Raw genomic sequence first — 24214 nt, 5'->3', positions numbered from 1 at the left:
GGGATCCAGGTCGACGAAGGGGTCCCCCGTGCGCGCAGTTCCGAGGTCCGTCGCTCCGCTCGCGGGCGCGGTCGTGCTCGCCACCGCGCTCACCGCGTGCGGCGACGGCGGCAGCCCCATCAGGGCGGCGGAGGCCCCCGCCGAGCTGGTGCTGGCCATCGGCGGCGAGTCCGACGACGGCTACGACCCGACGCTGGGCTGGGGCCGGTACGGCTCCCCGCTCTTCCAGTCCACGCTGCTCGCCCGGGACGAGAACCTCGACGTCGTCCCCGACCTGGCCACCGACTGGTCGGTGAGCGAGAACGGCCTGGTCTGGACCGTGGACATCCGCACCGACGCCCGCTTCACCGACGGGGCGCCGGTCACGGCCGACGACGTCGCCTACACGTTCACCACCGCCAGCCGCAGCGGTGGGCTCACCGACGTGACCGCGCTGCGCGAGGCGGTGGCCGTGGACGACGACACCGTCGAACTCCGGCTGGAGCGCCCGCAGAGCACCTTCGTGAACCGCCTGATCAGCCTCGGCATCGTGCCCGAGCACGCGCACGGCCCCGACTACGCCCGCAACCCCGTGGGCTCCGGCCCGTTCGAGCTCGTGCAGTGGGACCGGGGCCAGCAGCTCATCGTCGAGCGCAACGAGGACTACTACGGCCAGCGGCCGGAGTTCGAGCGGATCGTCTTCCAGTTCACCGGCGAGGACGCCTCGATCGCCGCGGCCTCGGCCGGCCAGGTCGACGTGGCCGCGGTGCCCGCCCAGCTGGCGCCCACCCGGGTGCCGGGGATGCGGCTGGTAGAGGTCGAGTCGGTCGACAACCGCGGCATCACGTTCCCGTACGTCCCTGACACGGGGGAGACGACCGACGACGGCGCGCCGATCGGCAACGACGTCACCTCCGACCTCGCAGTCCGGCAGGCGATCAACCTCGCCGTCGACCGGCAGGCGCTCGTCGACGGCGTCCTGGAGGGCTACGGCTCACCCGCGACCGGCCCCGTCGACGGCCTGCCCTGGTACGAGCCCGGCTCCGCGATCGAGGACGCCGACCTCGACGGCGCCGAGGAGCTCCTGGAGGAGGCCGGCTGGACCGACTCCGACGGCGACGGCGTCCGCGAGAAGGACGGCGTGCGCGCGGCCTTCTCGCTGCTCTACCCGGCCGCCGACTCGCTGCGCCAGGGGCTCGCGCTCTCGGTGGCCGACATGGTGGCACCCCTCGGCATCGAGATCCAGGCCAAGGGGGAGAGCTGGGACGTCATCGACCAGCGCCTGCACGCCGACGCGGTGCTCTTCGGCTGGGGCAGCCTCGACCCGACCGAGATGTACAACCTCTACTCCTCGACCCAGGCGGGCGTGGAGTACTGGAACCCCGGCTTCTACGGCAACCCGGAGGTGGACGCCCACCTCGAGGCGGCGATGACCGCCACGGAGCCCGCGGTGGCGGAGGAGGAGTGGCGGGCCGCCCAGTACGACGGCAAGGGCACCGGCTTCGGTCCGTCCGGCGACGCCGCCTGGGCATGGCTGGTCAACCTCGACCACACCTACGTCGTCGACGAGTGCCTGGACCTGGGTGCCCCGCGGATCGAACCCCACGGCCACGGCTGGCCGGTCACCGCGGGGATCACCGGGTGGCGATGGACCTGCTGACCCGCGCGGGCCAGGCCCTGGCCGGCCGGCTGGTCCGGCTGGTGCTGCTGCTCGCCGCCGTGGCGACGGCGTCCTTCGCGCTGATGGTGCACTCGCCGGTGGACCCGGTCGACGCCTACGTCGGCGGGGACATCGCGGCCATCGGCCCCGAGCAGCGGGCGCAGATCGCCGAGCGCTGGGGTCTGGACGACCCGCCGCTCGAACGGTTCGCGACCTGGCTGGGCAACGTCGCGCAGGGCGACCTGGGCCGCTCGCTGTCGTTCAACCAGCCGGTCACCGAGGTCATCGGCGAACGGTTCCTGACCAGCCTGGCGCTCATGGCGACCGCCTGGCTGCTCTCCGGGGTGTTCGGCTTCTCCCTCGGGGTGCTCGCCGGCATGCGGCAGGGCCGGTTCACCGACCGCGTGGTCACCTGGTGGGCCTACACGCTGGCCTCGGCGCCGACGTTCTGGGTCGGTCTCCTGCTGCTCTACGTCTTCTCCGTGTCGCTGGGCTGGACGCCGGTCTGCTGTGCCGTCCCGGTCGGGGTGCTCGCCGACGACGTGACCCTGCTCGACCGGCTGCACCACCTCCTGCTGCCCGCGCTGACGCTCTCGGTCGTCGGCGTCGCGCCCGTGGTGCTGCACACCCGGTACGCGGTGATCGAGGCGATGGCCAGCGACCACGTCACCTTCGCCCGGGCGCAGGGGGAGTCGACCCGCGGAGTGGTCGTCCACCACGTGCTGCGCAACGCCGCCGCGCCGGCGGTCCTGCTGCAGTTCGCCTCGCTCGGCGAGCTGTTCGGCGGCTCGGTGCTGGCCGAGCAGGTCTTCTCCTACCCGGGCCTGGGCGCGGCGACGACCACGGCCGCACTCGGGCAGGACGTGCCGCTGCTGCTCGGCATCGCCCTGTTCACCACGGTGTTCGTCTTCGTCGGCAACCAGCTCGGCGACCTCGTGCACGCCCGCCTGGATCCCCGCGTCGCCCAGGAGCTGGGGCGAGCCCGCCGTCCCCGCTGGGGCCGGGGCGAGCCGGGGGAACCGCTGCTCGATCCCGGTCCGCTGGCGCCGGAACGGGTAGGTGCGCGATGACCGCCGTCCTGGAGCGGCCGGGGCGGCGGTTCGCCGACCGGCGCAGCCGCACGCTGGCCTGGGTCGGGCTGTCGGTGCTCGTCGTCCTCGGCGTGGTCGTCGCCGGCGGCCTGGCCGCCGACGCCGCGCAGACGACCAGCCTGACCGACCGGAACCTGGGCCCCTCCGCGTCGCACTGGTTCGGCACCGACCGGCTGGGCCGCGACATGCTCGCGCGGACGCTGGCCGGTCTGCGGCTGAGCCTGGTCGTCGGCGTCGCGGCAGCGGTGGTCTCCGCCGCGATCGCGCTCGCCCTGGCGTGTTCCGCCGCGGTGTTCGGCGGTGTCGTCGACCGGGCGGTCGGCTGGCTGGTCGACCTGTTCCTGGCGCTGCCGCACCTCGTGCTGCTGATCCTGGTGGCCTTCGCCCTGGGCGGGGGCACCGGTGCGGTGGTCGCCGCCGTGGCGCTCACCCACTGGCCCACGCTCACCCGCGTGCTGCGGGGGCGCGCCCGGGAGGTCATGTCGTCGGACTACGTGGCGATCTCCCGGCAGCAGGGGCACGGCCGCGGCTGGATCGCCCGCCGGCACCTGGCGGGTCACCTCACCGGCCACTTCCTCGTGGGCACGGTGCTGCTCTTCCCGCACGCGATCCTGCACGAGGCGGCGCTGTCGTTCCTCGGCCTCGGCGTCGATCCGGGGGAGCCCTCGATCGGCATCCTGCTGGCCGAGTCGATGCGTCACCTGACCGCCGGCGCGTGGTGGCTGGCCGTGCTCCCCGGCCTGTGCCTGCTGGTGGTGGTCACGCTCGTCGACACGATCGGCAGCAGCAGCCGCGCGCTGCTCGACCCGCGGAGCCACCACCTGTGACGGGCACCCTGCTGGAGGTGCACGGGCTGGAGGTTGACTTCGTCCAGTACGAGCGGGGGCTGCGGCGCCGGACCGTGCACGCGCTGACCGGCATGGACCTCACCGCCGATGCGGGGGAGGTCGTCGCCCTGGTCGGCGCCAGCGGGGCGGGCAAGAGCCTGCTCGCCTCCGCGGTGCTAGGCCTCTTGCCGGCGAATGCCGTCGAGCGCGGGAACGTCCTGTTCGACGGCGTCCGGCAGGACGCGGCCGGCCGGCGCCGGCACGCGGGCAGGGGCATGACGCTGCTGCCGCAGGCGACCGGCTTCCTCGACCCGTTGGCCACCGTCGGCCGTCAGGTGCGCCGCTCCGCGCAGCTGGCCGGGCACGACGACCCCCGGGGCGCGGCAGCCCAGGCCCTCGCGCGCCGGGGGCTCGGACCCGAGGTCCTGCGCCGCTATCCGCACGAGCTGTCCGGCGGCATGGCCCGGCGGGTGCTGGTGGCCATGGCCACGCTGAGCAGTCCCCGGGTGCTGCTCGCCGACGAGCCGACGACGGGTCTGCCACCCGCGGACGTGGGGGCGACGCTGCGTGAGCTCCGGACGATGGCCGACGAGGGGTGCGCGGTCGTGCTCATCACCCACGAGCTGCGGGCGGCCCTGGAGGTGGCCGACCACGTCGTCATCTGCCGCGAGGGCCGCACCGTCGACACCGCCGACCCGGCCGCCTTCACCGGCGACGGCGACGCGCTGACCCATCCCTTCACGCGGGCGCTGTGGCAGGCGCTGCCCGGCAACGGCTTCCGCGTGGCGGAGGGCGTCTGATGCTGCAGGCCGAGGGCGTCTGGTTCCGCTACGCGCGCGACCGCCCGTGGGTGCTCACCGGGGACGACCTCGGCATCGAGGCAGGTGAGGTGCTCGGGCTCTGCGGGCCCAGCGGCGGCGGCAAGAGCACCCTGGGCCGGGTGCTGGCCGGGCACCTGCGACCCGACCGCGGTCGGGTGACCGTCGACGGCGCCGTACCGCGGCCCCGCCGTGCGCCGCACCCCGTGCAGCTGGTGCTCCAGCAGCCCGAGCGCGCCATCGACCCACGCTGGACGGTGCGGCAGGCGCTCGCGGCCACCGGAGCGGAACTCGACGGGCTGGACGAGCGGCTCGTCCACCGCGACTGGCTGGACCGCTATCCGCACGAGATCAGCGGCGGGGAGCTGCAGCGGGTGAACCTGGCCCGGGCGCTGCTGGTCCGGCCGCGTTACCTCGTGGCCGACGAGATCAGCGCCAGCCTCGACGCCGTCACCCAGGCCCGCATCTGGACGCTGCTGCTCGAGCACTGCCGGGAGGCCGGCATCGGCGTGCTCGCGATCTCGCACGACCGGCCGCTGCTGGAGACGGTGGCCGGGCGGGTCCTCGACCGGTCACCGGTGCCGGACGCCGCCGGCTAGGAGGTGAGCTCCGCAGCTGCGATCATGCGGCTCAGCGTCTCCACCCAGGCCGCCCGGACGGCGGGCGGCTGACCGTCGACGACGGCGCAGGCGTCACCGTCGAGGTCGCCGTCCCGGGCCACCGCCTCGAAGCTCAGGCGGAACAGCAGATCGGTGATCGTCTCTGAGGGCAGTCCGGCATCCACGAGGGGCTGCAGGATCCACTGTCGCGGGTCCACGAACGGTGTTCGGTTCCGAGCCCCTGTCCGGATGCAGGCCCGACCAGCGAACTCGTGGTGACCGGCGGGTGGACCAGGGGCGAACGTCACGTGTCGCCCGTATTACTGTCCGCCCGTGATCCGCCGCCGGCTGCTGCCGCCACTCGTCGCCGTCCTCGCCCTCTCCGGTCTCGCCGCGTGCTCGGAGGAGTCTCCCTCGTCCGACGGAGGCGACCCCGCTGCCGCCGCGGCGCCGACCGAGGAGACGACGGCCCAGGAGGTCACCTGGGAGAAGGTGGCCGGCACCGACGAGTGCGAGTGCAGCGACGGCACCGAGTTCCACTACTGGATGCACGAGGCCGACCCGACGAAGGTCGTCTTCGTCCTCGAGGGTGGCGGCGCCTGCTTCAGCGCCGAGACCTGCGGGTCGGAGAACGGGACGTCGAAGCCCAACCTCGAGAGCGACCTGCCCGACGAACCCGGGTACGTCTACAGCGACGGGACGCCGACGCCGGCCACCGACGGCCTGGTCGACGTGGCCAACCCGGACAACCCGCTGGCCGGCTACAGCGTCGTCTACGTGCCGTACTGCACCGGCGACCTGCACCTGGGCGACAACACGCAGGACTACGGCGGTGGCGTCGTGGTCGAGCACAAGGGCAGGGTCAACGCGACCACCGCGCTCGAAGGCCTGGCGCGGGAGTTCCCCGACGCCGAGGAGGTGGTCGTCCTGGGCTTCAGCGCCGGCTCGGCCGGTGCCCCGCTGTACGGCGGGCTGGCCCACGACCTGCTGCCCGACGCCGACATCAAGGTGATCGCGGACGCGTCCGGCGCCTACCCCGGCGACGAGCTCATCACCGGCGCCATCGGTGGGCTCTGGGGCATCTTCGACCGGCTCCCGGCGTGGCCCGAGGCCGCCGGCCAGCCGCAGACGGCGTGGTCGCTGCCCGGCCTGTTCGTGCAGACCGGCCGGCACGTGCCGGGCATCGCCCTGGCGACGGTCGACACCGCCAACGACGAGGTGCAGCGCCGGTTCACCGACCTGATCGGCTTCGCCGGCACGCCGCTGCCGGAGCTGATCGACCGCAACGCGGAGTTCATCGAGTCCAACGGCGTCGAGGTCAGCTCCTGGGTCGGCCCGGGCACGCAGCACGTCAACACCGCCGGCGACGACGTCCTCTACGGCAGCGAGGTCGAGGGCACGCAGCTCATCGACTGGATCAGCGACTTCATCGCCGGGGAGGACGTCCCCGACGTCCGCTGCGAGGACTGCGACTGATCGCCACCGCTTCTCTGGGACGATGGGGGAACCGCCCCCCGACTGCCGGCTCGTCCACGAGCCCGACCCGAGCGCTGCTCGCCAGGAGTGACCCGATGTCCCGCCGTACCGCCTCCCGGGCGCTGATCGCCGTCGCCCTCTCCGTCTCGCTGGCCGCCTGCGGTTCGGACGACGGCGCCGACTCGCCGGACAGCAGCCCGAGCGCGGCGGCCACGGAGGTCACCACGGACCTGTCGGAGAAGCCCGAGGTCCCCGCCTCGGACGATCCGGCGCCGGACGAGCTGGTCATCGACGACGTCGTCGTCGGCGACGGGGCGGAGGCCGTCACGGGCAGCACCGCCGACGTGAAGTACGTGGGCGCGTTCTACGAGAGCGGGGAGGAGTTCGACTCCTCCTGGAGCGGCGGCGCGGACGAGACGATCCCGGTCCCGCTCGGTGCCGGCCGGGTCATCCCCGGCTTCGAGCAGGGCATCGAGGGCATGAAGGTCGGCGGCCGCCGGATGATCACCATCCCCAGCGACCTCGGCTACGGGCCGGAGGGCTCGCCGCCGGTGATCCCCGGCGACGCCACCCTGGTCTTCGTGATGGACCTGGTCGAGGTCACCCCCTGACTGGCCTACGCGCGGGAGCCCCGGCTACCCGCTGAGGCGGGGACCGGCACCGCGCCTGCCAGAGCGACGACGTCGCCGACCACCCACACCGCGGGCGGCCGGACGTCCTCATCGGCCATCGTGGTCCCGACCCCGGCGAGCGTCGTCCGGAGCGTGCGCTCCCGGCCCGTCGTGCCCTCGACCACCACGGCGACCGGGGTCTCCGGAGCGCGGCCGTGCTGGATCAGGGCCGAGGCGATCGCCGGCGCGGTCTCCACACCCATGAGCACGACCACCGTCCCCCGGAGGCGACCGATCGCCGACCAGTCGACGAGCGACTGGGGATGCCCCGGCGGCAGGTGCCCCGAGACGACGACGAACTCGTGGGTGAGCCCTCGGTGGGTCACCGGGATGCCGGCGATGCCGGGTACCCCGACCGCGCTCGTCACGCCGGGGACCACCTCGACCGGGACGTCCGCGGCCGCGCAGGCGAGCACCTCCTCCATCCCGCGGCCGAAGACGAACGGGTCGCCGCCCTTGAGCCGGACCACCCGCCTGCCTGCCAGCGCGCGGGAGACCAGCACCGCGTTGATGTCCTCCTGCGGCATGGCGCGCCCGCGGGGCAGCTTCGAGGCGTCCACGATCTCGACGTGGGGCTGCAACCCGGCCAGCAGCGAGCGCGGGCCGAGGTTGTCGACGACGACGACGTCGGCCTGCGCCAGCGCCTGCCGTCCCCGGACGGTGATCAGCCCCGGGTCGCCCGGACCGCCGCCCACGAGCACGACCCGCCCGGGCCCGCCGACGGGTGCCTGGTCCTCGCGGCCGGTGGGCGCGGGAGTGGCGCTGGAGGCCTCCGGCGCGTCGGCGCGGGTGCAGAAGATCCGGTCGCGCTCGGCGTCGGCGGCGACGGCGTCGTCCACCAGGGGGTCGCCGGTGGCGGTGACGGCGTACCAGGCCGCCGCCAGGTCACCGGCGGCGTAGGGGCGCGGCAGCCAGGTCAGCGCGCCCGAGCCGGCGAGCGACTCCAGCGCCGGGACGACCTCCGGGCCGACGACGGTGACCCGCGCCCCGGCCGCCAGCAGCCCGACCGCCGCGAGGTGGGCGCTCGGCCCGCCACCGACGACGACGACCCGCCGGTCGTGCAGGTGCAGGCCGACCGGCAGCAAGGGCGCGGGCGGGCGGGGGAGAAAGGTGCTCACGGCACCTCCGAGGTGTACGGAGTGGTGCCGGCGACGACGTCGGCGAGGACGGCGGCGAAGGCGCGCGAGACCTCCGGCCGGCGCACCGCCACCCGCAGGTGGTCGCCGGTGAGCCCCGGGAAGGTGTCCCCGCGGCGCACCGCCCAGCCGCGGCGGCGCAGCTCCTCGCGCACGGCGAGCCCGTCCGGCACGCGCAGGAGGACGAACGAGGAGCGCGGATCGCCCTCGACGACGACCGACGGCGGCAGGCACTCGAGCAGCGTCGTGCGCCAGCCGGTGAGGTCCTGGGCGGCCTGCTCGGCCTCGGCGCGCGCCTCCGGCGTGGTGCACGCGGCCAGTGCGGCGAGCGCGGGGGTGGAGACCGGCCACTGCGGCTGCTGCGCGGCGAGGCGGGCGATCAGCGGAGCGGGCCCGACGGCGTAGCCGACGCGCACCCCGGCCAGCCCCCAGGTCTTCGTGAGGCTGCGCACCACCAGCAGCCCGGGGAGGTCGCGCCGGTCCGCCAGCGACTCCGGCTCCCCGGGCACCGTGTCGGCGAACGCCTCGTCCACCAGCAGCACCCGGCCCGGGCGGGCGAGGGCGGCGACGGTCGCGGCGGGATGGAGCACCGAGGTCGGGTTCGTCGGGTTGCCGAGCACCACGAGGTCGGCGTCCTCGGGCACGGCGGCCGGGTCGAGCCGCCGGCCGTCGTCGGCGGGCAGGAGGACCCGGGTGACCGGGTGCCCGGCGGCCCGCAGCGCCGCCTCCGGCTCGGTGAAGGAGGGGTGGACGACGGCCGCGAGGCGCGGACGCAGTGCCCGGGCCACCAGGACGAAGGCCTCCGCGGCGCCGGCGGTGAGCAGCACCTCGTCGTCGGGGCGGCCGTGCGCGGCGGCGACCGCGGTCCGGGCGGGCGCCGGGTCCGGATAGGCGGCCGCGGCGTCGATCGAGGCGTGCAGGACGGCGCGCAGCCACGGCGGCGGTGCGTCGGCGCGGACGTTGACGGCCAGGTCGACCAGACCCGGGGCGAGTTCCGCGTCGCCGTGGTGGGAGAGGTCCGGATCCGCCGGTGCCACGGCCACGGCCACCGCCACGGTCACCCGGCCGTGCACCGTCTTGGGCACGGTGAGCGTGCCGCCGTGCAGCAGCGCGGCCGCCTCGGCCACCGAGCCGGTCCCGACGGCGGCCGCCACCCGGGCGGACGGCGTGGGCACCGGGACCCGGGCCAGCTCCGCGGCCGGGTGACCGACGAGCGCCCAGCCCCGCCGGTCGGCCGCTTCCCGGAGGCCTGGCTCCGCGGCCCGGACGTCCAGGGTCGCGATGCGCACGCCGACCGTCGCGGCAGGCAGCACCGCGTCGACCGCGGCGAGCACCTCGTCCGCGGTCACGCCGGAGACCGCGCCCAGCCCGACGGTGGTCACGTCGGCACCGTGGATCGGTCGGACAGGGGGCGGTCGGGGAGGCCGGCGAGCAGCCCGGCGGCGTCCCGGGGGAGCGGGCCGTCGGGCAGCAGGCCGAGGGCGCGGAGGCGGACCCCCACGGTCAGCGCCCAGGGGCGGTCCAGCCGGGCCCGCCGCAGCAGGTCGTCGTCGCCGAGCAGCGTCTGGGGCTCGCCCTGCACCACCCGGCGGTCGACCACCACCGCCACCTCGTCGGCCCAGCGCAGGGCCAGGTCGACGTCGTGCGTGCTCATGACCACGGTCGCGTCGTGCTCCTGCAGGCGGGCGAGCGCGGCCAGCGTCTCGGCGACGGCCGAGGGGTCCAGGCCCGCCGTCGGCTCGTCGAGCAGCAGCACGCACGGGCGCATGGCCACCGCCCCGGCGATCGCCACCCGCTTGCGCTCGCCGTAGGAGAGCTGGTGGGTCGGACGCGCCGCGAGGTCGTCGACGGCCAGCAGCGCCAGCGCCTCGGCCACCCGGGTGCGCACCTCCCGCTCGGGCAGGCCGAGGTTGAGCGGCCCGAACGAGACGTCCTGCGCCACCGACGCGCTGAACAGCTGGTCGTCGGGGTCCTGCAGCACCAGCTGGACCTCCTGCCGGTGCGCCCGCAGCGCCCGGCGGCCGTGGCCCAGACGAGCGCCGTCGACGCTCACCTCGCCGGCCGAGGGCACCAGCGCTCCGGACAGGCAGCGCAGCAGCGTCGTCTTCCCCGAACCGTTGGCACCCAGCACGGCCAGCCGCCGGCCCGCCGGCACGGTCAGCGAAGCGCCCTCCAGCACGGGGCGGCCACGTTCGTACCCGGCCACCAACCCGGTCGCGGTCAGCGTCCGGTGGCTCACGCCAGCACCGCCGACGTCGCGACGATGGTGGTGAGCCCGGCGGCGGTGGCGGCCAGGAACGGGCGGGACGAGGGCAGCACCTCGGGCAGCACCCGCAGACCCGTGTCCATGCCGCGGCCGGCCAGCCCCTCCTGCATGCGGCGGGCGCGGTCCCAGGACCGGGTGAGCACCGCCGCGGCCAGCGCGCCCGACGAGCGGTAGGAGCGGCGCAGCGACGAATAGCCCATCCGTGCGGCCTGCGCCTCGCGGACAGCGCGCAGGCTGTCCAGCAGCACGAACAGCAGGCGGTACGTCACCGAGGCGACCTCGACGACCGCCGCCGGCACCCGGGCACGGCGCAGCGCGGGCAGCAGGTCGGACATCGGCGTCGTCGTGGCCAGGAGCAGCACCGCGGCGCTCCCGGCCACCGCGTGCCCGACCAGCGAGCCGGCGTGCGCCGCAGCGTCCGGCGCCCAGCCGACCCCGTCGCCCCCCACCTCGACCACCGCGGTGACCGCCCCCACCGCGACGAACGCCAGCGGCCAGCGGACCGCCCGGGCGAAGGTGCGGGCCGGTACCCGGGCCGGGCCGAGGGCGAGCGCCACCGCGACGACGGCGACGAGGGCGCTGCCCGGCCACGCGGGCAGCACGAGGGCGGTGACGACCAGGCCGCCGCAGAGCAGCACCTTGTCGCCCGGCGCGCGCCGGCGCCAGGCGCTGGCCCACGCCGCGTCGTCGACGGCCAGACCGGTCACTGCTCGCCGGCTCCCGGGGCAGCCGGGGTCGGGGTGCGTCGTCCCCGCAGCCGACCGAGGACGTAGCCGAGCACCCCACCGCCGAGGGCGGCCTGCAGCGCGAACAGCCCGGACTCGACCTCGCCGGCCGGGCTGAACAGCGAGTCGAACCAGGGGGTGTAGCCGTCGGCCTCCAGCTCCTCGGTGACGGCGGCGTCGGTGCCGCCGTACTCCGAGCTGCCGCCGTCGATCAGCAGCGGGACGGCGAAGAGGGCGACGACGGCGAGGACGAGCAGCGCGTTCACGAGCGTGCGGCGGGTCATGCGGCACCTCCGGCAGCTGTCGCGACGGGGGCGGGCGTCAGGATCCCGAGCCGCTCGAGCTCGGGGCGGGCGTTGACGGTGAGCACGCGGAAGAGCAGGACGCCGAGCAGGCCCTCGCCCACGGCCAGCGGGATCTGGGTGACCGCGAAGACGCCGAGGAACTTCAGCAGCGCACCGGCCAGGCCGCTCTCCGCGTCGGGGAAGGCCAGCGCCAGCTGGAACGACGTGGTGACGTAGGTGGCCAGGTCGGCCAGCGCGACGGCGGCGAACACCGCGGGGAGCAGGCCGGCGCCGGCGGCGCGGGCCAGCCGGTAGGCGCCGTACCCGGCCCACGGCCCGACGACGGCGAAGGCGAAGGCGTTCGCGCCGAGCGTGGTCAGCCCGCCGTGCGCCAGGAGCAGCGCCTGGAACAGCAGCACGACGGTGCCCAGCAGAGCCATCACCGGTGGCCGGAAGAGGATCGCTCCGGGACCGGTGCCGGTCGGGTGGCTGGAGCTGCCGGTGACGCTCGGCAGCTTGATGGCGCTGAGCACGAAGGTGAAGGCCCCGGCCGCGCCGAGCAGCAACGTGGACTCGGGGTTCTCCCGCACCTCCTTCACCACGGCGCGGGCGCCGTGCACGACGAACGGGGCAGCGGCGATCGTCCAACCGGCGGCGTGCCCGGCCGGGAGGAAACCTTCAGCGATGTGCACGGACGTTCTCCGATCGACGGGCGCACTCGGTGACGAAGCGGGCGGCGAGCTGCGGGGAGCCGGCCCAGTGGAGGTGCAGGTAGGAGGCGTGCACGCTGCCGCTGACGAAGCCCTCGGGTCCGGCTCCGGACCACGCCCAGGCGCCGGTGGGGCCGGCCGGCGGGTGGGCGTGCGTGCGGTGGAACTCGTGGCCGCGCACGCGGGTGCCGGCCGGCGCGAGCACCGAGTCGGCGACGGCGACCGCGGCCCGGTAGCCCAGGGTCAGCCGGGGCGACATCGCCGTCGCCACGTCGAGGACGCCGCACATCGGTCGGCCGTCCAGCTCGCGGCCGAGGTAGAGCAGCCCGGCGCACTCGGCGGCGACCGGTGCGCCGCGGGCCGCGAGCGCGGCGACGTCGGCGCGCAGCGACCCGTTCGCCGACAGCTCCGCGGCGTGCACCTCGGGGAAGCCGCCGCCGACGACCAGCCCGGCGGTGCCGGGCGGCAGCAACTCGTCGCGCAGCGGGTCGACGACGACGACCTCGGCCCCCGCGGCCTCGAGCAGCTCGGTGGTCTCCGCGTAGCCGAAGGTGAAGGCCGGACCGCCCGCGACGGCGATCCTCGGGCGGCCGGGGACGGGGGAGACCTCCGCGGCCGGGTCCCAGGGCGCGGCGTCCAGCGGGGGAGCCGACCGCGCGAGGGCGAGCACGGCGTCCAGGTCGACGGCGGCGCCCACGACCTCGCCGAGGCCCCGGACCGTCGCCAGCGCCTCGCCGGACCGCTCGGCCGCCGGGATCAGCCCGAGGTGCCGGGACGGGGTGTGCAGCTGCTCCAGCCGGCGGACCGCGCCGAGCACCGGCACCCCGGCGTCGGCCAGCGCCTCGCGCAGGATCGCCTCGTGCCGGTCGCTGCCCACCCGGTTGAGGACGACGCCGCCGAGCCGGACCGCGGGGTCGAACGTCGCGAACCCGTGCACGAGGGCCGCCACCGACCGCGCCTGCGAGGAGCCGTCGACGACGAGCACGACGGGCGCCTGCAGCAGCCGGGCGACGTGCGCGGTCGAGGAGAAGCCCGGCTCGGCCGAGGGGTGGCTGGCGCCGTCGAACAGGCCCATCACGCCCTCGACGACGGCGACGTCGGCAGGCCGGGGGTGCAGGGCGCCGCGGAGGAACAGCGGGGCGATCCGCTCCTCGCCCACCATCCACGGGTCGAGGTTGCGGCCGGGGCGGCCGGCCGCGAGGGCGTGGTAGCCGGGGTCGATGTAGTCGGGGCCGACCTTGTGCGGCGAGACGGTGAGCCCGCGCGCGGTGAGCGCGGCGATCAGCCCGGTGGCCACCGACGTCTTGCCCGCGTTGGACGACGGCGCGGCCACGACCAGCCGCGGCACGGTCACCACTCGATCCCCCGCTGGCCCTTCTGGCCTGCGTCCATGGGGTGCTTGACCTTGGTCATCTCCACCACCAGGTCGGCGGCCTCGACCAGGGCCGGGTGCGCGTCCCGCCCGGTGATCACCACGTGCTGGGTGCCCGGTCGGTTCGCGAGGGTCTCGACGACGTCGTCGACGTCCACCCAGCCCCACTTCATCGGGTAGGTGAACTCGTCCAGCACGTAGAAGCGGTGTGCCTCCGCGGCCAGGTCGCGCTTGATCTGCGCCCAGCCCTCGGCGGCGTCGGCGGCGTGGTCGGTCTCGGTGCCGGCGCGGCGCGACCAGCTCCAGCCGGAGCCCATCTTGTGCCAGACCACGGGACCGCCCTCACCGGTCTGCTCGTGCAGCCGGCCCAGGGCGCTCAGCGCGTTCTCCTCGCCGACCTTCCACTTGGCGCTCTTGACGAACTGGTAGACCGCGATCGACCAGCCCTGGTTCCAGGCGCGCATCGCCATCCCGAAGGCGGCGGTGGACTTCCCCTTCATCACGCCGGTGTGCACAACGAGCAGCGGCCGGTTGCGCCGCTGCCGCGTCGTCAGCCCGTCCTTCGGGTCGACCGCGACCTTCCCCTGAGGCATGTCAGGCCGCCCGTCGTGCGCTGCGGACGGTGGCGGCCAGCGCGTCGGCGGCCAGCTCCTCCAGGCGCAGGGTCTGCGCGCCCAGCGCCGTCCCGAGTGCCCCGGCCAGGCCGAGCCGGACCGGGCCGGACTCGCAGTCGACGACGACGGAGGCGGCGCCCGTGGACGCGAGCAGCCGCGCCGCGGCCTGGGCCTCGGCCAGCGAGCTGCTGCCCCGGGCGCCCGTGGCCCGGCCGTCGGTGACGACGACCAGCAGCGGGCGGCGCTGCGGATCGCGGATGCGCTCGACCCGGAGGACGTCGTGCGCCGCGAGCAGCCCCGCGGCCAGCGGGGTGCGGCCGCCGGTCGGCAGGTCGGTCAGCCGGGTGGCGGCCGCCTCCACCGACCAGGTGGGCGGCAGCGCGACCTCGGCCGAGGTGCCGCGGAAGGTGACCAGGCCGACCTTGTCGCGGCGCTGGTAGGCGTCCAGGAGCAGGGAGAGGACGGCGCCCTTGACCGCACCCATCCGCGCCCGCGAGCCCATCGAGCCGCTCGCGTCGACCACGAACAGGACGAGGTTGCCCTCGCGGCCCTCGAGCACGGCCTGGCGCAGGTCCTCGCGGGCGATCCGCAGGCCCGGACCGGTGCGGCCGCGTGCCCGCTGGTGCGGCGCGGCGGCCAGCACGGTGTCGACCAGGTGCAGCTTCGTGACGCTGCCGCCCGGCGTGGTCGAACCCACCACCCGGCCACGCTCGGAGCGCGCCCGCGACCGCCGGCCGGACGCACCGGCACCGATGCCGGGCACCTCCAGTCGCCGCGCGCGGAACGGCTCGGACGGCGCGACCGCGGCCCGGTCGGGTGCGGAGGAGGCCTCGGCGCGGCCGCCGCCCTCGCCGCGCGGCGCCGTCGTCGGCCCGCCGGTGTCGTCAGGGCCAGGATGGCCATCCTGGCCCTCGGGAGCCGACGCGCCGGTGTCGTCGGGAGCGCCGGAGGGCGGCGGAGGAGGTGCACCGCCGCCGTCGGGGCCGCCGCCGTCGGGGCCGTCGTCGTCGGGGCCGTCGTCCTCCGGGCGGCTGTCGGACAGCGCCTGCTCCAGCGTCTCGTCGTCCAGGCCGGGGGCGTCGAAGGGGTTGCGACGGCGGCGGTGGGGGAGTGCGAGGCGGGCGGCCACCCGGACGTCGTCCTCGGTCACCTCGTCGCGGCCGCACCAGGCGGCGTGTGCGATCGCGGCGCGGGCGGTGACCAGGTCGGCGCGGAGGCCGTCGACGTCGAAGGCGGCGCAGACCGCGGTCACCTGCTGCAGCGCGGCGTCGGAGAGGACGACGTGCGGCAGTCGGGCGCGGGCGTCGGCGATGCGGGCGGCCAGCCCGGTCTCCTCGCCCGACCACGCGGCGGCGAACCCGGCCGGATCGGCGTCGGAGGCGAACCGCCGGCGCACCACCTCGGCCCGGGCGGCCGGGTCACGTGGCGCGGCCACCTCGACGGTGAGGCCGAAGCGGTCGAGCAGCTGCGGCCGCAGTTCGCCCTCCTCGGGGTTCATCGTCCCGACGAGCAGGAAGCGGGCGGCGTGCCGGACGGAGACGCCCTCGCGCTCGACGTAGGCGGTGCCCATGGCCGCGGCGTCCAGCAGCAGGTCGACCAGGTGGTCGTGCAGCAGGTTGACCTCGTCGACGTAGAGCACGCCCCGGTGGGCGGCGGCCAGCAGGCCGGGCTCGAAAGCCTTGACGCCCTCCGTGAGCGCGCGCTCGAGGTCCAGCGAGCCGACCACGCGGTCCTCGGAGGCACCCACGGGCAGCTCGACCAACCGCGCCGGACGCACCGGACCGCCGGTGGTCGGCTCGTGCGGGCCGTCCGGGCAGGCGGGGTCAGGAGCGGCGGGGTCGCAGGCGAACCGGCAGCCGGCCACGACCGCGACCGGCGGCAGGACGGCGGCCAATGCGCGGACAGCCGTCGACTTGGCCGTGCCCTTCTCGCCGCGCACCAGCACGCCGCCGACCGCGGGGGAGACGGCGTTGAGCAGCAGGGCCAGCCGCATGTCGTCCATGCCGACGACGGCGCTGAAGGGATAGGTCATGCGCGGGTACGGCGCACGGAACACGCGTCCTCTCCCCGGGTGTCCACGCCCGGAGGTGGCAGGAGCGCGACGGCGGGAGTTCCTGACTCACCGACCCGGGGGCCGGCTCACAGTGGCGGGACCGCGCCGGAATCTCACCGGGCTTCCTCCACTGCCGTCGCGTGTGGCGGCGTCATCAGACCACGGCCACCCCGCAGCCGTCACGCGGGGTGGGTGCCTCCCTAGGATCGGCGCCCGTGCCAGCGCCCGATTCCTCCGCCGACAACCCGGTCGTGGTCGTCGGCATCGGCGCCGACGGCTGGGACGGTCTCTCACCGGCTGCCCGCCGGTCGATCGAGGCCGCCGACGTGCTGCGCGGCAGCGAGCGGCAGCTGGCCCTCGTGCCGCCGGACGTGGGCGCCGAGCGGGTGCCCTGGCCCCGGCCGCTGGCGCCGGCGCTCACCGGCCTGCGCGAGGCGCACCCCGGCCGCCGCGTCGTCGTCCTGGCCAGCGGTGACCCGATGTTCTCCGGCATCGGGACGTCGCTGGTCCGCGTGCTGGGGCCGCAGGCCGTGGAGGTCGTCCCGCACCCCTCCTCGGTGACGCTGGCCTGCGCGCGGATGGGCTGGTCGGTGGAGGAGACCACCGTCGTCCCCGTGGTGGGCCGGCCGGTGGAGCTGCTCGCCCCGCACGTCACGCCGGGTCGGCGGCTGCTGGTGCTCGGGTCCGACACGGGGTCCCCGGCAGCGGTCGCGAACCGTCTCGCGGTCTGGGGCTACGGCGCCAGCCGGATCACGGCGCTGGCCCAGCTGGGCGGGCCGGGCGAGCGCCGGTTCACCGGCAGCGCCGCCGCGTGGCCGCACGCCGAGACCGACCCGCTGGTGGTCACTGCCGTGGACGTGGTCGCCGACCCGGGCACCGTGCCGCTGCCGGCGACGCCGGGGCTGCCCGACGACGCCTACGAGCACGACGGCCAGCTCACCAAGCGCGACGTCCGTGCGGTGACCCTCGCCCGGCTCTGCCCGCTGCCCGGTCAGCTGCTGTGGGACGTCGGCGCGGGCTCGGGCTCGATCGGCATCGAGTGGATGCGCACCCACCCGTCCTGCCGCGCGGTCGCCGTGGAGAGCGCGCCGGACCGGGCCGAGCGGATCCTGCGCAACGCCGGACGGCTGGGCGTGCCCGACCTCCAGGTGGTCGAGGGCCGCGCCCCCGAGGCCCTGACCGGGCTGCCCACCCCGGACGCCGTCTTCGTCGGGGGAGGGGTGACCGTGCCCGGACTGCTGGCCGCGTGCTGGGAGGCACTCGGGCCCGGTGGCCGGCTGGTGGTCAACGCCGTCACGCTGGAGAGCGAGGCGTGGGTGGCCCGCTGGCAGGCGGAGGTCGGCGGCGATCTCACTCGCCTGCAGGTGTCGCACGCGAGCCCGGTGGGCGGCTTCACCGCGCTCCGGCCCGCGCTGCCGGTGACGATCTGGAGCGTGACGAGATGACCGTGCACTTCATCGGAGCGGGCCCCGGCGCCGCCGATCTGATCACGCTGCGGGCGGCGCGAATCATCGCCGCTGCCCCCGTCTGCCTCTACGCCGGCGCCCTCGTGCCGCGCGAGCTGCTGGACACCGCACCCCCCGGGGCCCGGCTCGTCGACACCGCCGACCTGGACCTCGACGAGATCACCGCCGAGCTGGTCGCCGCGCACGAGGCGGCTCACGACGTCGCCCGGCTGCACTCCGGCGACCCGTCGGTCTACAGCGCGATGGCCGAGCAGATGCGCCGCCTGGACGCGGCCGGCGTCCCCTACGACGTCGTCCCCGGTGTGCCGGCGTTCGCCGCGGCCGCCGCCTCGCTCAAGCGGGAGCTGACCGTGCCGGGCGTGGGGCAGACGGTCATCCTCACGCGCACGTCGGCCCGCTCCACGCCGATGCCGGAGGGAGAGGACCTCGCCACGCTCGGGGCCTCGCGGGCGACGCTGGTCCTGCACCTGGCCGTGCAGCGGATCGCCGAACTCGTCCCCGAGCTGGTGCCGCACTACGGCGCGGACTGCCCGGTGGCGGTGGTGGCCCGCGCCAGCCGGGACGACGAGCTGATCCTGCGCGGCACGCTCGACGACATCGCGGAGCAGGTCGAGGCCGCCGGGGTGAAGCGGACCGCGGTGGTGATCGTCGGTGCGGTGCTGACCGCGGGGGAGTTCCCCGACAGCCACCTGTACTCGACGACGCGATGCCGCTCCTAGGCGCGGCCGACGACGGTCCCGCCGCGGTCGATGACCACGACGTCGACCTCGACCGGCGCGCCGCGGAGGACCCCGAGCGCGGTGTCGCGGGCGCCGGCCGCGACCAGGTCGCCGAGCGGGACGCCAGCGGCCGAGCACTGCTGGAGCGCGTCGAGCGCGGTGTTGGCGGCGCGCACGCCGGCGACCAGCTCCGGTGGGCCGCCGGCGTCGCGGACCCGGGCCGCCAGCGACTCCGTGGACACCTGGGAGCGGCCGGAGTGGAGGTCGAGGTGGCCGTCGGCGAGCTTCGCCAGCTTGCCGATGCCGCCCGCAACCGTCAGCCGCGGGACCGGGTGGCGGCGCAGGTACTTCAGGACGGCGCCGGCGAAGTCGCCCATGTCGAGCAGCGCGTCCTCGGGCAGGCCGTGCAGCTCGGCGGCGACCCGCTCGCTGGTCGACCCGGTGCACCCGGCCACGTGCTGATGACCGGCGGCCCGGGCGACATCGATGCCGCGGCGGATCGAGTCGATCCACGCCGAGCACGAGTAGGGCACGACGACGCCGGTGGTGCCGAGGATCGACAGCCCGCCCAGGATGCCCAGCCGGGGGTTCCAGGTCTTCCGGGCCAGCTCCTCGCCGTGCTCGACCGAGATCTCGACGACGACGTCGCCGGTGCCCCCGTGACGGGCGGCGACCGCGGCGACGTGCTCGCGGATGAACTGCCGGGGCATCGGGTTGATCGCCGGCTCGCCGACCGCCAGGGGCAGGCCGGGCTTGGTGACCGTGCCGACGCCCTCGCCGGCGCGGAAGGTCACGCCGGTGCCCGGCTCGCCGTGGGTCACCCGCGCCGACACCAGCGCGCCGTGCGTGACGTCGGGGTCGTCCCCGGCGTCCTTGACGACGCCCGCGGTGGCGGCGCCGTCGCTGAGCAGTTCCTTCGCCAGCGCGAACGACGGGTGGTTGTCCTTGGGGAGGTCGATCGACACCGGGTCGGGGAAGTCGCCGGTGAGCAGTGCGGTGTACGCGGCCGTGGTCGCCGCGGTCGCGCAGGCGCCGGTCGTCCAGCCGTAGCGCAGCCCGCTGCTGCCCTCCCTGCCCGCGGTCGTCACGTGATCAGGATGCACCGGTGGTGAGCGGGACCGGCCGGGTGCTCGTGCTCGGGGGGACGGGCGAGGCGCGTCGGCTGGCGACGGCGCTGGTCGCCGACGGCGTCGACGTCCTGAGCTCGCTGGCCGGGCGGGTCGCCGATCCGGTGCTGCCGCCGGGGGAGGTGCGCATCGGTGGCTTCGGCGGGATAGAGGGGCTGACCGCCTGGCTGGCCGAGAATCCGGTGGACGCCGTCGTCGACGCGACGCACCCCTTCGCCACGACGATGACCGCCTCCGCGGCGGCCGCCGCCGACCTCGCGGGCGTGCCCCTGCTGCGCCTGCAGCGCCCGGGCTGGACCGCGCAGCCGGGCGACGACTGGCGGTGGGTCGACTCGCTGGAGGGCGCCGCCGCAGCCGTCGCCGGCTTCGATCGCGTCTTCCTCACCACCGGCCGGCAGGGGTTGGCTGCGTTCGCCGGGCTGACGGCGCACTGCCTCGTGCGGTCGGTGGACCCGCCGGAGCCGCCGCTGCCGGCGCGCACCACCGTCGTGCTCGAACGTGGCCCGTTCAGCCTCGACGACGAACTGGCCCTGCTGCGCGAGCACGCCGTCGAAGTCGTCGTCACCAAGGACAGCGGCGGGTCCATGACGGCGGCCAAGCTGACCGCCGCCCGCGAGCTCGGGCTGCCGGTGGTGCTGGTGCGTCGACCGCCGTTGCCGGAGGGGGTGCCGGTGGTCGCGACCGTCGACGAGGCGCTGACCTGGGTACGAGCCGGTCTCGATCGGGCGTCATCCGTTGACTGACGGGGGTGCCACGAGGACGGTCGCCCGCATGCGACGGCGGACGGCGGTCATCGGTGCTCTGCTCCTCGCCGCGGCGACCGGGTGCGCCGATGCGGCCGAGGACGAGGACGAGGGCGACAGCGCCGGCGCGTGCGCGGTGCCGATCGTGATGGCGACCCCCGAGGAGGTGCGCCCCGGCGACGAGGTGACCGTGCCGGTGACCGGTCCCTGGGAGTGCCGGGACAGCGGCGGCCCCGCTGTCGTCGACGAGGAGCGCCCGGTGCTCGACATCCTGGTCGAGTTCCACCAGGGCGACGTCCTCGAGCCGGCCCGTGACGTGCGCGGCACGGGGACGACCTACGACGGCTCGGTGACCGTCGTCGTGCCGGAGGACGCGGTGCCGGGGCCGGCGGGGGTCCGGGTCGGCGACGTGGTGCACGGGTGGTTCACCGTCGTCGCCTGACCGGCCTCAGCCGGGGTAGGTCCGCGACGTCCAGACCTGACCGGACGGGCCCACCCGGGTCTGCGAGGACCCGATGATCAGCAGGCACCGCATGTCGACGGTCTCCGGGTCCAGCTCGCCGAGCGTGGTCACGGTCAGCCGCTCCTCGGGTCCGCCGACATCCCGGCCGACCACCACGACGGTGTCGGGCGAGCGGTTCTCCAGCAGCACCTTCTGCGCCTCACCGAGCTGGTGTGGGCGGTGCTTGGACCGCGGGTTGTAGAGGGCGATCACCAGGTCGGCGGCCGCCGCGTGGCGCAGCCGGTCGACGACGACGTCCCAGGGCTTGAGCACGTCGGACAGCGACATCACGCAGAAGTCGTGCCCGAGCGGGGCACCGACCTTCGACGCCACCGCCTGAGCCGCGGTCAGGCCGGGGACGATGCGCACCGGCACGTCGACGAACTCCGGTCGCCCCGCTACCTCGAGCACCGCCGCCGCCATCGCGAAGACGCCCGGGTCGCCGCTGGAGACGACCGCCACGCGCCGTCCGGAGCCGGCCAGCTCCAGGGCGTGGGCGGCGCGCTCTGCCTCCACCCGGTTGTCGCTCGGGTACCGCTGCTGGCGCGGATTGGCCGGCACCCGGTCCAGGTACGGGCCGTAGCCGATGAGGACGTCGGCGCCGGCGAGCGCGTCGGCGGCCTCGGGCGTGGTCCAGTACCGGGCGCCGGGGCCCAGCCCGACGACGACGACCTCGCCGGCGGTCGCGTCCTCGTGGGCGGTGCGCTCCTCGACGGGCAGCTCGCCGGTGAGCGGGCTCGGCAGCAGGGCGAGGGAGAAGTAGGGGACGCTCGCCGGGTCGACGTCGGCCAGCGGCATCGTGCGCTGGCCGTCGGTCGTGGCGCGCTCGACGTAGAGCGCGCGGTCGAGGACGCCCGCCTGCTCGAAGGCCTCGCGGACCTGCGGGAAGGTGCGGCCGAGCTTCATCACGGCGGCCGAGTCGGTGGTCGACAACCACTCGGCCAGCTCCTCGGCGCCCAGCGTGCCGGGCAGGACGGTGAGCACCTCGTCCCGCTCGACCAGCGGTCGCCCGACGGCCGCGGCCGCGCCGCTGACGCTGGTGACGCCGGGGACGACCTCGGTCGGGAACCGGTGCGCCAGCCGCTTGTGCATGTGCATGTACGAGCCGTAGAAGAACGGGTCGCCCTCGGCCAGCACGACGACGTCGCGGCCGGCTTCCAGGTGCGCGGCGAGCCGGGCGGCCGCTGCCTCGTAGAACTCGTCGATCGCGCCCTGGTAGCCGCCGGGGTGATCGGTGGTCTCGGTGGTGACCGGGTAGACCAGCAGCTCCTCGATCTGGCCCTCGCGCAGGTAGGGCGCGGCGATCCCGCGGGCCACCGACCTGCCGTGCCGCGCGGCGTGGAAGGCGACGACGTCGGCGGCGCCGATCAGCCGGGCCGCCTTGACGGTGAGCAGTTCGGGGTCACCGGGACCGAGCCCCACGCCGTAGAGACGTCCGGTGCTCTGCGCTCCCGATTCGCTCCCGCGTGGCCCTCCGCTCCTCGCTCGTTCCTCGCTGCGATGCTCACGCCCCTGTCCGCTCATTCGACGTCCGTCGCGATCGCGTTGACGGCGGCGGCGGTGATGGCGCTGCCCCCGCGCCGGCCGCGGACGACGAGAAAGTCCAGGTCCGAGGCGGCCAGGGCGTCCTTGGACTCGGCCGCGCCGATGAAGCCGACGGGGATGCCGAGGACGGCGGCCGGTCGGGGAGCCCCGGCGGCGACCATCTCGAGCAGGTGGAACAGCGCGGTCGGCGCGTTGCCGATGGCCACCACGGCGCCGTCCAGGCGGTCGCGCCACAGCTCGAGCGCGGCGGCGGTGCGGGTGGTGCCCAGCTCCGCGGCGAGTGCGGGCGTGCGCGGGTCGTTGAGCGTGCAGACGACGTCGTTGTCCTTGGGCAGCCGGCGGCGGGTGACGCCGGAGGCGACCATCTGGACGTCGCAGAGCACGGGCGCGCCGGCGTCCAGGGCGGCCCGGGCGCGCTCGACCACGGCGGGGGAGTAGGCCACGTCCTCGACCAGGTCCACCTGCCCGCAGGCGTGGATCATGCGGACCGCCACTCGCGCGACGTCCTCGGGCATGCCGCTCAGGTCCGCCTCGGCGCGGATGGTGGCGAACGACTGCCGGTAGATCTCGGCGCCGTCCTTCTCGTACTCGTACATGCGCTGCGGGTTCTCCATCGCACTCGGTGCCGGCGCGGGTGAGCGCTCGTGCGGGGCGAGGCTACGTCCCCGTGCCTCTAGGCCTCGCCGCGGTCACCTCAGCCGCCAGCGGCACGCCCGAAACCTCAGGCGGCGACGAGGAAGGGTTGGTGGACGACGATCTCCGTGCCGTCCGGGCGCCAGGTGCGCCATCGCCCGTCGGGTTGTCGTTCCACCCGGAAGCCGTGGTGGACCTTGGTGTGGTGCCGTTCGCACAGGAGTGCCGAGTTCTCCAGCGACGTGTCCCCGTCGTCGATCCAGTGCACCAGGTGGTGGACGTCGCACCAGTGGGTGGGGGCGTCGCAGCCGGCGAACACGCAGTGGCGGTCGCGGGTCTCGACTGCTCGGCGCAGGTGCGGGGGAACCAGGCGCTTGGAGCGACCGAGGTCCAGGGGCTGGCCTTCGGGGCTGATGACGATGCGGGTGACGTTGCCGCCGCAGGCGAGCCAGCGCGCCTTGGCCGCGGAGATGATGCCGCCGAAGCCCGTGCGGCCGGCGCCTGCCCCGGTCGAGGTGTCCATCAGGTCCGCGAGGTCGAGGGTGGCCACCACGTGCGGGTTGTGCCCGCGCAGGGTGGGCAGGCTGCCCGAGGCCAAGGCGTTGTCGCACAGTTGGACCAAGGCGTCAGCGGCCTGCTGGGCGCGGGTGCGGGTGTCCCCCGCGGGGCGGGATGCCTGCAGGATCGACTCGACCGCGGCCTGGAGCTTCTCCCCGCCGATGGCGTCGAGGGTGCCGTGGAAGGACAGCGACCCGTCGGTGCGCTTGCTCAGCGACAGCGACCGCTTCTCGGTGGGGTCGGGTTCGGTGCCGTCGGGGTCGAGGCGGGCCAGGTAGTGGCCGACCACCTGCCGCAGTTCGGCATGCGGCCGGGTCGATGCCACCGTCGTGAGTGCGGCGTCGATCGCCGGGACGTCGACGTCCTGCGCCTCGGCGCGGGCGAGGTTCTCGGCCGAGGCGACCGGCGCGACCACGGACACGGCTTCCGCGGTCACCGCACCAGCCGTAGCCGCTGCTGCGAGGGCCGGTAGCTGCTCCAGGGCGCGCCCGTTGCGCACCAGCCGGCTCGCCTCGCCCTGGGACAGGCGGTGGTGGCCCCGCAGCCAGGAGGACATCGATGCCTTGCCGTCATGCTCCGAGGCCTGGGTCAGCTCGCCCTCGCGCACCGTGCGCGCCAGCACCGCGTCCAACCGGTTCCG

Annotated in this window: 25 protein-coding genes and 1 riboswitch; of the genes, 11 read left to right on the top strand and 14 right to left on the bottom strand. The window is 75.5% G+C overall.

The annotated features are described in order from the left end of the window. Positions 1–28: 28 nt before the first annotated feature. Genes BLS70_RS03500 through BLS70_RS03480 form a run of 5 tightly spaced genes read left to right on the top strand, consistent with a single transcriptional unit; the run spans position 29 to position 4974 of the window. On the top strand, positions 29–1639 hold the full coding sequence (locus tag BLS70_RS03500; RefSeq protein WP_091764296.1) for an ABC transporter substrate-binding protein: 1611 nt from the start codon (positions 29–31) through the stop codon (positions 1637–1639). Next, entirely contained in the window at positions 1627–2709 is a 1083-nt protein-coding gene (locus BLS70_RS03495) for an ABC transporter permease (protein ID WP_091764805.1), read from the top strand. The genes BLS70_RS03500 and BLS70_RS03495 overlap by 13 nt, the downstream gene beginning before the upstream one ends. Beyond that, complete coding sequence (locus BLS70_RS03490) at positions 2706–3557, top strand: ABC transporter permease (protein ID WP_091764295.1); 852 nt, start codon at positions 2706–2708, stop codon at positions 3555–3557. The genes BLS70_RS03495 and BLS70_RS03490 overlap by 4 nt, the downstream gene beginning before the upstream one ends. Further along, the gene (locus BLS70_RS03485) at positions 3554–4357 is read left to right on the top strand and encodes an ATP-binding cassette domain-containing protein (protein WP_218122266.1); all 804 of its coding nucleotides are present in this window, start codon (positions 3554–3556) and stop codon (positions 4355–4357) included. The genes BLS70_RS03490 and BLS70_RS03485 overlap by 4 nt, the downstream gene beginning before the upstream one ends. After that, positions 4357–4974, top strand: coding sequence for an ABC transporter ATP-binding protein (locus tag BLS70_RS03480; protein ID WP_091764294.1), 618 nt, complete (start codon positions 4357–4359; stop codon positions 4972–4974). Before BLS70_RS03485 ends, BLS70_RS03480 begins: the two co-directional genes overlap by 1 nt. Here BLS70_RS03480 and BLS70_RS03475 read toward each other — a convergent pair. Next, positions 4971–5192, bottom strand: coding sequence for a hypothetical protein (locus BLS70_RS03475; RefSeq protein ID WP_091764293.1), 222 nt, complete (start codon positions 5190–5192; stop codon positions 4971–4973). The genes BLS70_RS03480 and BLS70_RS03475 overlap by 4 nt on opposite strands. Before the next feature lie 115 nt (positions 5193–5307). Between BLS70_RS03475 and BLS70_RS03470 the strand changes: the two genes are divergently transcribed. Further along, entirely contained in the window at positions 5308–6450 is a 1143-nt protein-coding gene (locus tag BLS70_RS03470) for a pectin acetylesterase-family hydrolase (RefSeq protein WP_091764292.1), read from the top strand. A 95-nt stretch (positions 6451–6545) separates the two neighbouring features. Beyond that, a complete protein-coding gene (locus BLS70_RS03465) occupies positions 6546–7061 on the top strand; it encodes an FKBP-type peptidyl-prolyl cis-trans isomerase (protein WP_091764291.1) in 516 nt (171 codons plus the stop codon). 5 nt (positions 7062–7066) lie between these two features. Here the strand turns inward: BLS70_RS03465 and cobA are convergent, their stop codons facing one another. From cobA to BLS70_RS03420, 9 genes are read right to left on the bottom strand one after another with little or no spacing between them, the layout of a single operon-like run. Next, entirely contained in the window at positions 7067–8239 is a 1173-nt protein-coding gene (gene cobA / locus BLS70_RS03460; protein WP_091764290.1) for a uroporphyrinogen-III C-methyltransferase, read from the bottom strand. Continuing rightward, complete coding sequence (gene cobC, locus BLS70_RS03455; protein WP_091764288.1) at positions 8236–9639, bottom strand: Rv2231c family histidinol phosphate aminotransferase CobC; 1404 nt, start codon at positions 9637–9639, stop codon at positions 8236–8238. Before cobC ends, cobA begins: the two co-directional genes overlap by 4 nt. Further along, positions 9636–10496 carry an energy-coupling factor ABC transporter ATP-binding protein gene (locus BLS70_RS03450; protein WP_091764286.1) on the bottom strand — a complete coding sequence of 287 codons (861 nt, stop codon included), beginning with the start codon at positions 10494–10496 and terminating at the stop codon, positions 9636–9638. Before BLS70_RS03450 ends, cobC begins: the two co-directional genes overlap by 4 nt. Then, the gene (gene cbiQ, locus BLS70_RS03445; protein ID WP_091764284.1) at positions 10493–11230 is read right to left on the bottom strand and encodes a cobalt ECF transporter T component CbiQ; all 738 of its coding nucleotides are present in this window, start codon (positions 11228–11230) and stop codon (positions 10493–10495) included. Before cbiQ ends, BLS70_RS03450 begins: the two co-directional genes overlap by 4 nt. Then, on the bottom strand, positions 11227–11532 hold the full coding sequence (locus tag BLS70_RS03440) for an energy-coupling factor ABC transporter substrate-binding protein (protein WP_091764282.1): 306 nt from the start codon (positions 11530–11532) through the stop codon (positions 11227–11229). The genes cbiQ and BLS70_RS03440 overlap by 4 nt, the downstream gene beginning before the upstream one ends. Next, a complete protein-coding gene (locus BLS70_RS03435) occupies positions 11529–12224 on the bottom strand; it encodes an energy-coupling factor ABC transporter permease (RefSeq protein WP_091764280.1) in 696 nt (231 codons plus the stop codon). The genes BLS70_RS03440 and BLS70_RS03435 overlap by 4 nt, the downstream gene beginning before the upstream one ends. Further along, positions 12211–13596 carry a cobyrinic acid a,c-diamide synthase CobB gene (locus BLS70_RS03430; protein ID WP_091764803.1) on the bottom strand — a complete coding sequence of 462 codons (1386 nt, stop codon included), beginning with the start codon at positions 13594–13596 and terminating at the stop codon, positions 12211–12213. Before BLS70_RS03430 ends, BLS70_RS03435 begins: the two co-directional genes overlap by 14 nt. Continuing rightward, a complete protein-coding gene (gene cobO, locus BLS70_RS03425; RefSeq protein WP_091764279.1) occupies positions 13593–14207 on the bottom strand; it encodes a cob(I)yrinic acid a,c-diamide adenosyltransferase in 615 nt (204 codons plus the stop codon). The genes BLS70_RS03430 and cobO overlap by 4 nt, the downstream gene beginning before the upstream one ends. A gap of 1 nt (position 14208) precedes the next feature. Next, positions 14209–16284 carry a putative cobaltochelatase gene (locus BLS70_RS03420; protein ID WP_255362215.1) on the bottom strand — a complete coding sequence of 692 codons (2076 nt, stop codon included), beginning with the start codon at positions 16282–16284 and terminating at the stop codon, positions 14209–14211. Positions 16285–16317: 33 nt separating this feature from the next. Beyond that, positions 16318–16449, bottom strand: a riboswitch (cobalamin riboswitch). A 47-nt stretch (positions 16450–16496) separates the two neighbouring features. On the opposite strand from BLS70_RS03420, the gene cbiE reads away from it, so the two are divergent. Together cbiE and cobM are read left to right on the top strand one after the other, a co-directional pair. Then, on the top strand, positions 16497–17726 hold the full coding sequence (gene cbiE / locus BLS70_RS03415; RefSeq protein WP_091764274.1) for a precorrin-6y C5,15-methyltransferase (decarboxylating) subunit CbiE: 1230 nt from the start codon (positions 16497–16499) through the stop codon (positions 17724–17726). Continuing rightward, positions 17723–18466, top strand: a complete 744-nt coding sequence (cobM, locus tag BLS70_RS03410; protein WP_091764272.1) for a precorrin-4 C(11)-methyltransferase — start codon at positions 17723–17725, stop codon at positions 18464–18466. The genes cbiE and cobM overlap by 4 nt, the downstream gene beginning before the upstream one ends. On the opposite strand, the gene BLS70_RS03405 is transcribed toward cobM, so the two are convergent. Beyond that, positions 18463–19554: a cobalt-precorrin-5B (C(1))-methyltransferase gene (locus BLS70_RS03405; RefSeq protein ID WP_091764268.1), complete on the bottom strand. Its 1092-nt coding sequence runs from the start codon at positions 19552–19554 to the stop codon at positions 18463–18465. The genes cobM and BLS70_RS03405 overlap by 4 nt on opposite strands. Positions 19555–19574: 20 nt before the next feature. Here BLS70_RS03405 and BLS70_RS03400 point away from each other — a divergent pair, with 20 nt between their 5' ends. Then, positions 19575–20336 carry a cobalt-precorrin-6A reductase gene (locus BLS70_RS03400; protein WP_218122265.1) on the top strand — a complete coding sequence of 254 codons (762 nt, stop codon included), beginning with the start codon at positions 19575–19577 and terminating at the stop codon, positions 20334–20336. A gap of 28 nt (positions 20337–20364) precedes the next feature. Next, positions 20365–20778 (top strand): hypothetical protein, encoded by a 414-nt coding sequence (locus BLS70_RS03395; protein ID WP_091764265.1) that lies wholly within the window; start codon positions 20365–20367, stop codon positions 20776–20778. Positions 20779–20784: 6 nt separating this feature from the next. Here the strand turns inward: BLS70_RS03395 and BLS70_RS03390 are convergent, their stop codons facing one another. The 3 genes from BLS70_RS03390 to BLS70_RS03380 form a co-directional block, all read right to left on the bottom strand. Next, entirely contained in the window at positions 20785–22362 is a 1578-nt protein-coding gene (locus BLS70_RS03390) for a precorrin-2 C(20)-methyltransferase (RefSeq protein WP_091764262.1), read from the bottom strand. Further along, on the bottom strand, positions 22359–22997 hold the full coding sequence (locus BLS70_RS03385; protein ID WP_255362214.1) for a precorrin-8X methylmutase: 639 nt from the start codon (positions 22995–22997) through the stop codon (positions 22359–22361). The genes BLS70_RS03390 and BLS70_RS03385 overlap by 4 nt, the downstream gene beginning before the upstream one ends. Positions 22998–23104: 107 nt before the next feature. Continuing rightward, a partial coding sequence (locus tag BLS70_RS03380; protein WP_143030335.1) for an HNH endonuclease signature motif containing protein occupies positions 23105–24214 on the bottom strand: 1110 nt, incomplete at its 5' end.

The organism is Blastococcus aurantiacus, from assembly GCF_900102425.1.
Classification (GTDB): domain Bacteria; phylum Actinomycetota; class Actinomycetes; order Mycobacteriales; family Geodermatophilaceae; genus Blastococcus; species Blastococcus aurantiacus.
Note: the sequence above shows the minus strand (reverse complement) of the source record. Positions and strands in the feature narration are given on the sequence as shown.